Origin of the sequence: Streptomyces olivochromogenes (assembly GCF_021538895.1) — a bacterium.
Classification (GTDB): domain Bacteria; phylum Actinomycetota; class Actinomycetes; order Streptomycetales; family Streptomycetaceae; genus Streptomyces; species Streptomyces olivochromogenes_A.
In genome coordinates, this window is sequence record NZ_JADDRL010000205.1 from 1 (window position 1) to 8,615 (window position 8,615).

Annotated in this window: 9 protein-coding genes; 3 read left to right on the forward strand and 6 right to left on the reverse strand. The window is 71.9% G+C overall.

Translation table 11 applies throughout. The features are described 5' to 3' along the window. Positions 1 to 440: 440 nt before the first annotated feature. Entirely contained in the window at positions 441 to 1,475 is a 1,035-nt protein-coding gene (trpS, locus tag IPZ69_RS45295; protein ID WP_235460761.1) for a tryptophan--tRNA ligase, read from the forward strand. On the opposite strand, the gene IPZ69_RS45300 is transcribed toward trpS, so the two are convergent. Next, entirely contained in the window at positions 1,406 to 2,413 is a 1,008-nt protein-coding gene (locus IPZ69_RS45300) for a GlxA family transcriptional regulator (RefSeq protein WP_235460762.1), read from the reverse strand. The genes trpS and IPZ69_RS45300 overlap by 70 nt on opposite strands. A gap of 75 nt (positions 2,414 to 2,488) precedes the next feature. On the opposite strand from IPZ69_RS45300, the gene IPZ69_RS45305 reads away from it, so the two are divergent. After that, positions 2,489 to 3,073 carry a cysteine hydrolase family protein gene (locus IPZ69_RS45305; protein ID WP_235460763.1) on the forward strand — a complete coding sequence of 195 codons (585 nt, stop codon included), beginning with the start codon at positions 2,489 to 2,491 and terminating at the stop codon, positions 3,071 to 3,073. Positions 3,074 to 3,145: 72 nt separating this feature from the next. Here the strand turns inward: IPZ69_RS45305 and proC are convergent, their stop codons facing one another. From proC to IPZ69_RS45320, 3 genes are all read right to left on the reverse strand, one after another. Then, positions 3,146 to 3,958, reverse strand: coding sequence for a pyrroline-5-carboxylate reductase (gene proC, locus IPZ69_RS45310; protein ID WP_235460764.1), 813 nt, complete (start codon positions 3,956 to 3,958; stop codon positions 3,146 to 3,148). Between the two features lie 105 nt (positions 3,959 to 4,063). Then, positions 4,064 to 4,837, reverse strand: a complete 774-nt coding sequence (locus IPZ69_RS45315; RefSeq protein WP_235460765.1) for an ABC transporter permease — start codon at positions 4,835 to 4,837, stop codon at positions 4,064 to 4,066. Beyond that, positions 4,834 to 5,658 (reverse strand): ABC transporter ATP-binding protein, encoded by an 825-nt coding sequence (locus IPZ69_RS45320; RefSeq protein ID WP_235460766.1) that lies wholly within the window; start codon positions 5,656 to 5,658, stop codon positions 4,834 to 4,836. Before IPZ69_RS45320 ends, IPZ69_RS45315 begins: the two co-directional genes overlap by 4 nt. A gap of 215 nt (positions 5,659 to 5,873) precedes the next feature. Here IPZ69_RS45320 and IPZ69_RS45325 point away from each other — a divergent pair, with 215 nt between their 5' ends. After that, positions 5,874 to 7,316 carry a SulP family inorganic anion transporter gene (locus tag IPZ69_RS45325; RefSeq protein ID WP_235460767.1) on the forward strand — a complete coding sequence of 481 codons (1,443 nt, stop codon included), beginning with the start codon at positions 5,874 to 5,876 and terminating at the stop codon, positions 7,314 to 7,316. Here IPZ69_RS45325 and IPZ69_RS45330 read toward each other — a convergent pair. Further along, complete coding sequence (locus IPZ69_RS45330; protein WP_235460768.1) at positions 7,293 to 8,069, reverse strand: class I SAM-dependent methyltransferase; 777 nt, start codon at positions 8,067 to 8,069, stop codon at positions 7,293 to 7,295. The genes IPZ69_RS45325 and IPZ69_RS45330 overlap by 24 nt on opposite strands. Positions 8,070 to 8,134: 65 nt before the next feature. Next, a partial coding sequence (locus IPZ69_RS45335) for an EamA/RhaT family transporter (RefSeq protein ID WP_235460769.1) occupies positions 8,135 to 8,615 on the reverse strand: 481 nt, incomplete at its 5' end.

An 8,615-nucleotide genomic window follows, 5' to 3' on the forward strand; every position in this document is an offset into this window, starting at 1 on the left:
CTGGGCCGTTCCGACGAGTGAGACTTTAGCGGATTCCTGGCTCCCGAGCTAATCGGGGCTGCGTCCTTTCGAACGCGGATTCCTCATTTCGCAAATACGCACGCCGGAGCACACGACGACGGATCGCCGATTGTCGGTTGATACTTGCGGAATGGCTGTCCGGGGACCGACCGGAGTCGGCGCTCACGTCGGACAACTCGGAGAACACTACGTATACGGATGGGGTGTGTCAACTCGCTGCCGGACGACCCTCCCCGGGCGTACCCTGGGAGACGTGATGACGCGTACGTGCACCCAGCAGTGGTGGGCCGCCTGACGGCGGCCGTACACACGTATGTACTCAACGGCCGCCGCCTCGGCGGCCGTTCGCGTATCTCCCTCCGGAGCTCCTGAGGGTCGGCCGCCCGGGACGGCGGCCTCGACCAGGAGGTGGAGAGGGAATGACACGGGTCTTCAGCGGGGTCAAGCCGACCGGGCACCTGACGCTGGGCAACTACTTGGGGGCCATGCGGCAGTGGGCCGAGGTGGACCAGCACCGGGCCGACGCCCTGTTCTGCGTGGTCGATCTGCACGCGCTGACCGTGGACCACGATCCGGCGCGGGTGCGCAGGCTCAGTCGGCAGGCCGCGACGCTCCTGCTGGCGACGGGGCTCGATCCCGAGCTGTGCACCGTGTTCGTACAGAGCCATGTGGACGAGCACGCGCGGCTGTCGTACGTGCTGGAGTGCGTGGCCACCGACGGCGAGATGCGGCGCATGATCCAGTACAAGGAGAAGGCGGCACGTGAGCGGGCGCGGGGCGGAAGCGTGCGGCTGTCATTGCTGACGTATCCGGTGCTGATGGCGGCGGACATCCTGGCGTACGGGGCGGACGAGGTGCCGGTCGGGGACGACCAGGCCCAGCACGTCGAGCTGACACGGGATCTGGCGGTGCGGTTCAACCAGCGCTACGGGCACACGTTCGTGGTGCCGAAGGCGACGGTTCCTGAGGTGGCCGCTCGGGTGATGAATCTGCAGGAGCCGGCTTCGAAGATGGGGAAGTCGGACGACTTCGGTCCGGGCATCGTCTATCTGCTCGACGAGCCGGACGTGATGCGCAAGAAGGTGATGCGGGCCGTGACCGACAGCGGGCGGGAGGTCGTGTACGACCGCGAGGGACGGCCGGGGGTGGCGAACCTGCTGGAGATCCTCGCGGCGTGCACGGGCAAGAAGCCGGGGGCGCTGGCCGACGCGTACGAGTCGTACGGCGCGTTGAAGAAGGACACCGCGGAGGCCGTGGTCGAGGTGCTCAGGCCCGTACAGGAGCGGCACAAGGCGTTGTGCGCGGATCCCGGTCATGTGGAGGGGGTGCTGGGGGAGGGTGCGGAGAAGGCGCGGGCGATGGCCCGGCCGACGGTGGACGCCGCCTACCGGGCGATCGGGCTGCTGCCGGCCGTCTCCGGCGCTCCCGCCGTCGCGCTGAACGCGGCTCGGTAGGCGCGCGGGCTGGTGGCGAGGCGCGATGCGAAGTGCTGGCGCATCGTGACCTCGCTGCCGAAGCCGGCCCGGCGGGCGACCTCGGGCATGGGCAGGTCGGTGCGTTCGAGGAGTTTCTGCGCCGCGGCGATGCGCTGGTCCAGCAGCCAGCGCAGCGGTGTCGTGCCGGTGGCCGCGGTGAAGTGGCGGGCGAAGGAGCGCGCGGACATGCCCGCGTGCGCGGCCAGGCCGGCGACCGTGAGGGGCTCGTGGAGGTGGCGCAGGGCGTGTTCGCGTACGGCGGCGAGGGCGTCCGCGTCGCGGTCGGCGCGCGGGGTGGGGTGCTCGATGAACTGGGCCTGGGTGCCGGTGCGGAAGGGGGCGGTGACCATCGAGCGGGCGATGGTGGCGGCGGCCTCGGCGCCGTGGGCGCGGCGGACGAGGTGCAGGCACAGGTCGATGCCGGCCGCGGTGCCGGCGGCGGTCCAGATGTTGTCGTCCTCGATGAAGAGGGCGTCGGGGACGACGGTGACACCGGGGTGGCGCGCGCGCATGAGGTCGATCAGGTTCCAGTGGGTGATGGCGCGGCGGCCGTCGAGGAGGCCTGCCTGGGCCAGGGTGAAGGCGCCGCCGCAGAGGGCGGCGAGGGTGGTGCCGCGGGCGTGGGCGCGGTACAGGGAGTCGAGGACGGGGGCGGGCGCGGGAGTCAGGTGGTCGTCGAGGCCGGGGACGACGACGAGGTCGGCGCGGGAGAGCCAGGCGAGGGTGCGGTCGGGGTGCAGGGCGAGGCCGCCGCGCATCGGGACGGGGGTGCTCGCGTCGGCGGCGACTCTGCGCAGGTCGAAGGCGGGGGCGCCGCGGTCGGTGCGGTCGGTGCCCCAGACCTCGGTGATGACGGAGACGTCGAAGGCGCGGATGCCGGGGAAGGCGACGAGGGCGACGCGGTACGGGGCGGTCACGTCTGGCAGTAAACCATCGATCGCTGACTTTTGCGGCTCTGGGGCGGTGGGCGCCGGGGCGGCAGGATCGAGGGCATGGAGATCGCGGAGAACGCAGCACTGATAGTCGTCGACGTACAGAAGGGCTTCGACGAGGCCGACTTCTGGGGGCCGCGCAACAACCCGGGCGCGGACGAGGCCATCGCCTCGCTGATCGACGTGTGGCAGGCGACGGGGCGGCCGGTCGTGTTCGTACGGCACGACTCGGAGAGGCAGGAGTCGCCGTTGCGGCCGGGGTACGTGGGCAACGACTTCAAGGAGTACGTGGAGGAGCGGCGCGGGACGGGGGCCGGGAAGGAGTTGCTGATCACGAAGACCGTGAACTCGGCCTTCTACGGGACGCCGGATCTCGCGGCGTGGCTGCGGGCGGAGGGGATCTCGCAGCTGGTGCTGGCCGGGGTCCAGACCAACATGTGCGTGGAGACGACGGCCCGGATGGGCGGGAACCTCGGGTACGACGTGCTGGTGGCGTTCGACGCCACGTACACCTTCGATCTGACCGGCCCGTTCGACTGGCGGCGCGGCGCGGACGAGCTGGCGCGGGCGTCGGCGGTGTCGCTGCACGGGGGCGGCTTCGCTCGTGTGGTGACCACGGAGGAGATCGTGGCCGCGGCGAGCTGAGGCACCGCCCCCGAAGAGGCCGCCCGGAAAGGCTGTCCGGAAAGGCCCTGCGGAAGGGCCCTGCCGAAGGACTCAGTCCTTCTTGCCGGAGGCGAGTTCGCGGCTGCGGTCGCGGGCGGCTTCGAGGGCGGCGATGAGGGCGGCCCGTACGCCGTGGTTCTCCAGTTCGCGGATGGCGTTGATGGTGGTGCCGGCGGGCGAGGTGACGTTCTCGCGCAGTTTGACGGGGTGTTCTCCGCTGTCGCGGAGCATCACCGCGGCGCCGATCGCGGACTGCACGATGAGCTCGTGGGCCTTGTCGCGGGGCAGGCCGAGGAGGATGCCGGCGTCGGTCATGGCTTCGACCAGGTAGAAGAAGTAGGCCGGGCCGGAGCCGGAGAGGGCGGTGCAGGCGTCCTGCTGGGACTCGGGGACGCGCAGGGTCTTGCCGACGGCGCCGAAGATCTCCTCCGCGTGGGCGACGTGCTCGGGGGTGGCGTGGCTGCCGGCGGAGATGACGGACATGGCCTCGTCGACGAGGGCGGGGGTGTTCGTCATGACACGGACCACGGGGGTGCCCGCGGCCAGGCGCTCCTCGAAGAAGGAGGTGGGGATGCCGGCGGCTCCGCTGATGACCAGGCGGTCGGCGGGGATGTGCGCGGCGAGTTCGTCGAGGAGCGCGCCCATGTCCTGCGGCTTGACGGTGAGGATCAGGGTGTCGGCGGTCTTGGCGGCCTCGGCGTTGGTGACCGGGTTGACTCCGTAGCGGGCGCGGAGTTCTTCGGCCCGTTCCGGGCGGCGGGCGGTGACCAGGAGGTCGGCGGGAGCCCAACCGGCTCGGATCATTCCGCTGAGCAGGGCTTCGCCGATCTTGCCGGTGCCGAGGACTGCGACTTTCTGGCTCATGCGATTCATCCTCGCACCGGTGCGCAGGAGTGCGGGCCGGTTGTCCGGCTGGCGGACGTTCGTCGTCGGCCCGGGGGCCGCGCCCCCGGACCCCGCTGCGAACCGTCATGCCGTCCGGCGTCGCAAGGTGACCGCTCCCAGTCCCAGCACCAGTACCGCGCACCCGGCCACGATCAGGACGTCCCGCACGAAGGTCGTCGTCATGTCCGTGTGGCGCAGGACCTCGTTCATGCCGTCGACGGCGTAGGACATGGGGAGGACGTTGGAGATGCCCTCCAGGACGGGGTGCATGTTGGAGCGCGGGGTGAACAGGCCGCAGAGCAGGAGCTGGGGGAAGATCACCGCGGGCATGAACTGGACCGCCTGGAATTCGGAGGCCGCGAAGGCCGAGACGAAGAGACCGAGGGCCGTGCCGAGCAGCGCGTCCAGCAGGGCGACCAGGAGCAGCAGCCAGGCCGAGCCCGTGACGTCCAGGCCCAGGAACCACACGGCCAGGCCGGTGGCCAGTGCCGACTGGACGATGGCGAGACCGCCGAAGGCGAGGGCGTAGCCGGCGATGAGGTCGCCCTTGCCGAGGGGCATGGCGAGGAGGCGTTCGAGGGTGCCCGAGGTGCGTTCGCGCAGGGTGGCGATGGACGTGACCAGGAACATCGTGATCAGCGGGAAGATCCCGAGCAGTGATGCGCCGATGTTGTCGAAGGTGCGGGCGCTGCCGTCGAAGACGTAGCGGAGCAGGAACAGCATCAGGCAGGGGACGAGGATCATCAGCGCGATCGTGCGCGGGTCGTGGCGGAGCTGGCGCAGCACCCGGGTCGCGGTGGCGGTGGTCCGGGAGAGGTTCAGGGCGCTGGTGGGGGCGGGCGCGGTGGTCGTGCTCATCGGGCTGTCTCCTTGGTGCGGCCTGCGGCGACCGCCTCGTCCACCAGGTGCAGGAATGCCGCCTCGACGGTGTCCGCCCCGGTACGGGTGCGCAGGGCGTCGGGGGTGTCGTCGGCGAGGATCTCGCCCTCGCGCATGAGCAGGAGCCGGTGGCAGCGCTCGGCCTCGTCCATGACGTGGGAGGAGATGAGGAGGGTGGCGCCGCGGGTGGCGGCGATGTCGTGGAAGAGGTTCCACAGGTCGCGGCGCAGGACCGGGTCGAGGCCGACGGTGGGTTCGTCGAGGACCAGGAGTTCGGGGGTGCCGAGGAGGGCCACGGCGAGGGAGACGCGGCTGCGCTGGCCGCCGGAGAGGTTGCCGGCGAGGGCGTCGGCGTGGCTGGTGAGGTCGACGTCGGCGAGGACGCCCTCGACGTTCTGCCGGCGTTCGGCACCGATGGGGGTCCCCCCGCGCGAGCGAGTTCGAGCGTGGGGGCGTCCGGGGTCGAGGATCGCGGCGAAGTAGTCGAGGTTCTGGCGGACCGTCAGGTCGTCGTAGACGGACGGGGCCTGGGTGACGTAGCCGATGCGGGTGCGCAGGGCGGGGTGCCCGGCGGGGCGGCCGAGGACCTCCAGGGTGCCGGTGACCTTGGCCTGGGTGCCGACGATCGAGCGCATGAGCGTCGACTTGCCGCAGCCGGAGGGGCCGAGCAGGCCGGTGATCTGGCCGCGCGGGACGGTGAAGTCGAGTCCGCGCAGAACGGTGCGCGGACCACGGGTGACGGTGAGGTCGGCGGCCCTGACGGCCGGGTTCTCCGGCGGGCCGGGGGAGTAATTCATCATGTGCTGAATAATGCGCGGAGCGAGGGGTGCCGTCAAGGGCCGAACGGCACCGGGGCGTTCGGCGGCGCAGGCGCGCGGCGGGGCGATCGGAGCGGTGCGGTCCGGTCCGCGCGCCTCCGTCTTCACCGAGTGCCCACATGAGTCGGACACCGGACCAACTCCCTTTACCGACAATGGATTTCACTGCCGGATCCGCTCCTCGGAGGTGCCCCGTCATGCGCCGTCCCGTGTTCCAGGCCGATTTCCGGGCCGATCTGTTCGCTTCCCTCGTCGTGTTCCTCGTCGCGCTGCCGCTGTGCGTGGGCGTGGCCCTGGCCTCCGGTGTACCGGCCGAGCTGGGGCTGGTCACCGGGATGGTCGGCGGTCTGGTGGCCGGCCTGCTGCCGGGCAGCAGCCTCCAGGTGAGCGGGCCCGCGGCGGGCCTGACCGTGCTCGTCTACGAGGCCGTACGGGAGTACGGGGTGAAGACGCTCGGGGTGCTGGTGCTCGCCGCCGGGCTGGTGCAGATAGGCCTCGGCCTGCTGCGGCTGGGCCGGTGGTTCCGGGCGGTGTCGGTGGCGGTCGTGCACGGGATGCTCGCCGGGATCGGGCTCGTGCTGATCGCCGGGCAGGTGTACGCCCTCGGTGACACGGTCGCCCCCGCGGGCGGCCTGGGCAAGATCGCCGGACTGGTGTCGCTGCCGGGCCGGGTGGGTCCGGTGGCGCTGTCGGTGGGCGCCGCCACCATCGCCGTACTGCTGCTGTGGCCGCGCTGGCGGCCGGGAGCCCGGCTGGTACCCGCGCCGCTGGTGGCCGTCGCCGGGGCGACGGCGGTGACCTGGCTGTGCGATCTGGATGTGCGGCGCGTCGAGGTGCGCGGTGTGCTGGATGCCGTACGGCTCCCGGAGGTGGCGGACTTCGGCCGGCTCACGGAAGTGGGCGTGCTCGGAACCGTCGCCGCCTTCGCGCTGATCGCGTCCGCCGAGTCCCTGTTCAGCGCGGCGGCGGTGGACCGGCTGCACCGGGGACCGCGCACGGAGTACGACAAGGAGCTGATCGCGCAGGGAGCGGGGAACGCGGTGTGCGGGGTGCTGGGCGCGCTCCCGATGACCGCGGTGATCGTACGGAGCGCGGCGAACGTGCAGGCGGGCGCCCGGACGAAGGCGTCGCGCGTGCTGCACGGCGTATGGCTGCTGCTGTTCACGGCGCTGCTGCCCGCTGCGCTCGGGGTGGTTCCGGTGGCGGCGCTGGCCGGACTGCTGGTGCACGCGGGGTGCCGGCTCGTGCCGGTGCGGGAGCTGCGCGGACTGTGGCGCGGACACCGGGGAGAGGTGGTGGTGCTCTCGGTGACGGCGATCGTGATCGTCGTCGGGAACCTGTTCGAGGGGGTGCTGGTCGGCCTCGTGCTGGCGGTGGCGAAGACCGCGTGGGACGTCAGCCATGTGCACGTGGAGAGCGAGGACCGGGGCGAGGCGGGGATCGTCGTGCGGGTGCTGGGACATGCGACGTTCCTGCGGCTGCCGAAGCTGCTGGACGCGCTGGAGGCGGTGCCGCGCGACCGGAAGGTGCGGCTGGAGCTCGGCGGCCTGCGGTACGTGGACCGGGCGTGCGCGGCGGCCCTGGAGGGGTGGGCCGCCGAGCGGACAGCCCTCGGGTCAGGTGTGGGTGGCCACCAGTAGCAGGACGTCGTAGGTCTCCTCGACGACTCCGTCCGGGAAGACCTTCAGCAGATGGGCACGCTCCTCGTCGAGGAAGGCTGTCCGGCGCCCCTGCGGCGTGAGGAGGAAGACCGAGTGGCTGCCGACGTTGGCGAGATGCGTGTCAAGGGGGACGCGGCGGCTCCAGCGGACCTCACGGCGCGTGAAGCGCAGGCGGCCGCTGGGGTCGGCGAGGTCGGTCCGGGCGGCCTCCTCCCGCTCGGCGGCGACGTCGATACCGAAGAAGCGGCCGGCGCGGTCGGCGGCCTCGGCGATCCACTCGACGTCGAGGGCGTGGGTGTTCCACCACAGCGCCAGCGCACCGCCCGGGCGCAGCACGCGCAGCGCCTCCGGCACCGACCGGGCCGGGTCCGTCCAGTGCCAGGCCTGGGCGTAGGTGAGGAAGTCGGCGCTCGCGTCGGCCAGGGGAAAGGCGTCGCCGCTGCCCCGGACGATCGGGACACCGGGCAGGGCGTGGCGGAACTGGGCCGCCATGCCCTCACCGGGCTCCACCGCGACCACGTCGGCACCCCGGGCCCGCAGCAGCGCCGTCGCGATACCGGTACCGGCGCCCACGTCCACGACCCGGGCACCGGCGAGGGGATGGGCGGCGAGTTCCTCGACGGCGTCGAAGAGGGCCGGCGGATAGGAGGGCCGGCTGGCGGCGTACTGGGCCGCGGCGGCGTTGAAGGAGTGGGCCCGGTCGGTGGAGGAAGGCGGAGGCGTCAAGGTCATACGGCCATGGTGGTGAGGAAGGGGCGCGCGACGACAGCGGATTTCCCGCCTCCGGCGTCGGCGGGCTACTTGCTCCGGCGCTTCTTGGAGGGGTTCCCGGTGCGGCGCGAGGAACGGCGTTCGTACTCCTCGCGTGCCTTCTCGTACTCCTCGCGGTGGAGCTTCTCGCCCGGTGCCTCGATGAGGGAGCGGAAGAAATAGGCGAGGAGCGAGCCGACGAAGCCGATGGCCAGCAGGCCGCGCAGGGACGCCTGGCGGTCGGGGTCGAGGCGCTTGCCGAAACCGTCCCAGGTGTTGCGGAAGGCCAGCGCGCTGCAGATCGCGAACATCGCCACGACCAGCACGGTCACGAAGGAGCCGGTGTTGGCGATCCGCAGGCCCTGGTAGGCGAAGCGCAGCACCAGGCAGGAGGCGAGGGCCGCCGCGAGCGAGCCGACGGCCACCGCGGCACGTCGGCCCGCGTAGCCGTCGTCGTGGTTCACCCAGGACGTGCCGAAGAAGCGGAGGGGCTCGGGGCGGCCCTCGCCTCCTGCCTGGTGCTGCGCT

Excerpts from the sequence above, each read along its gene's own strand:
- IPZ69_RS45320 (WP_235460766.1), bottom strand. The coding sequence starts at position 5,658 with ATGATGAATTACTCCCCCGGCCCGCCGGAGAACCCGGCCGTCAGGGCC.
- IPZ69_RS45330 (WP_235460768.1), bottom strand. The coding sequence starts at position 8,069 with ATGACCTTGACGCCTCCGCCTTCCTCCACCGACCGGGCCCACTCCTTC.
- IPZ69_RS45315 (WP_235460765.1), bottom strand. The coding sequence starts at position 4,837 with ATGAGCACGACCACCGCGCCCGCCCCCACCAGCGCCCTGAACCTCTCC.
- trpS (WP_235460761.1), top strand. The coding sequence starts at position 441 with ATGACACGGGTCTTCAGCGGGGTCAAGCCGACCGGGCACCTGACGCTG.
- IPZ69_RS45305 (WP_235460763.1), top strand. The coding sequence starts at position 2,489 with ATGGAGATCGCGGAGAACGCAGCACTGATAGTCGTCGACGTACAGAAG.
- proC (WP_235460764.1), bottom strand. The coding sequence starts at position 3,958 with ATGAGCCAGAAAGTCGCAGTCCTCGGCACCGGCAAGATCGGCGAAGCC.
- IPZ69_RS45325 (WP_235460767.1), top strand. The coding sequence starts at position 5,874 with ATGCGCCGTCCCGTGTTCCAGGCCGATTTCCGGGCCGATCTGTTCGCT.